The 1,029-nt window shown below is 42.6% G+C and carries 1 protein-coding gene; it reads left to right on the top strand.

The genetic code is table 11. The annotated features are described in order from the left end of the window. The first annotated feature begins 103 nt into the window (after positions 1-103). A complete protein-coding gene (locus ACT3TH_RS13685) occupies positions 104-985 on the top strand; it encodes an IS982 family transposase (RefSeq protein WP_057758743.1) in 882 nt (293 codons plus the stop codon). Positions 986-1,029 lie beyond the last annotated feature (44 nt).

The raw sequence follows: 1,029 nt of genomic DNA, 5'->3' as shown, positions 1-1,029 counted from the left end.
TAACCCCAGTTCGGGATAAGGGCTCAAAAAAAAAATAAAAAAAGAAGTCCGAAGTTGCTAAAGTAAGTTTACCAAGACAAACTTCACAACAAGGACTTCTTACATGGACAACCTAACCGAACTATACTGCCATATTGACGACTTTTATCAGCAATTCAAACCTGAGTTTGACGCTCATTTAATCGCAACGGGACACCAAAGGTTAAGAGCATGCCAGATAAGTGTAGCAGAGATTATGACCATCTTGATACTGTTTCATCAATTACGTTATCGACAGTTTAAGGCGTTTTACTACCATCACATGCTTGGCATGATGAAACGGGAGTTTCCAAATCTGCCGAGCTACTCGCGATTTATAGAGCTTATACCGCGCAGTATCATACCACTGTGCAGCTACTTGCAAAGCATGATGGGCGACTGTACGGGTATCAGCTATATTGATTCAACCAAGATAGCAGTTTGTCATAACAAGCGTATCTACCGTCATAAAGTCTTTAAGGGACTTGCAACCCGAGGCAAAAGCAGCATGGGCTGGTTCTATGGCTTTAAGCTGCACGCCATTATCAATCATAAGGGCGAGCTTGTATCTGTTAAAGTCACTGCGGGTAATACGGATGACAGAGTGCCTGTTAAGGATATGGCAACGCCGTTATTTGGTAAGCTGTTTGGTGATAGAGGATACATCAGTAAAGCACTAAACGCGTGGCTCACAAAACACAGTGATACTAGGCTGATAACGAAACTTCGGCGTAATATGAAACCCCAATTACTTGAGCCTATGGATGAGGCACTACTCAATCATCGCTCTTTGGTTGAAACGGTGTTTGGGGAGCTTAAAAACTTGTGTCAGATTGAGCATTCACGCCATCGTAGTGTCACGGGGTTTATCACAAACTTGCTGTCAGGTTTAATTGCTTATTGCTGGTTTCCCTATAAACCCACCATCAAAAATATGCCTCAGCAGGGACAGGTAGCAACATTGTAAATAGTATCAATGAGTTATAATGTGGCTTATCCCGAACTGGGGTT

It is taken from the genome of Psychrobacter sp. AOP22-C1-C5, from assembly GCF_052378885.1.
GTDB lineage: Bacteria > Pseudomonadota > Gammaproteobacteria > Pseudomonadales > Moraxellaceae > Psychrobacter.
Note: the sequence above shows the minus strand (reverse complement) of the source record. Positions and strands in the feature narration are given on the sequence as shown.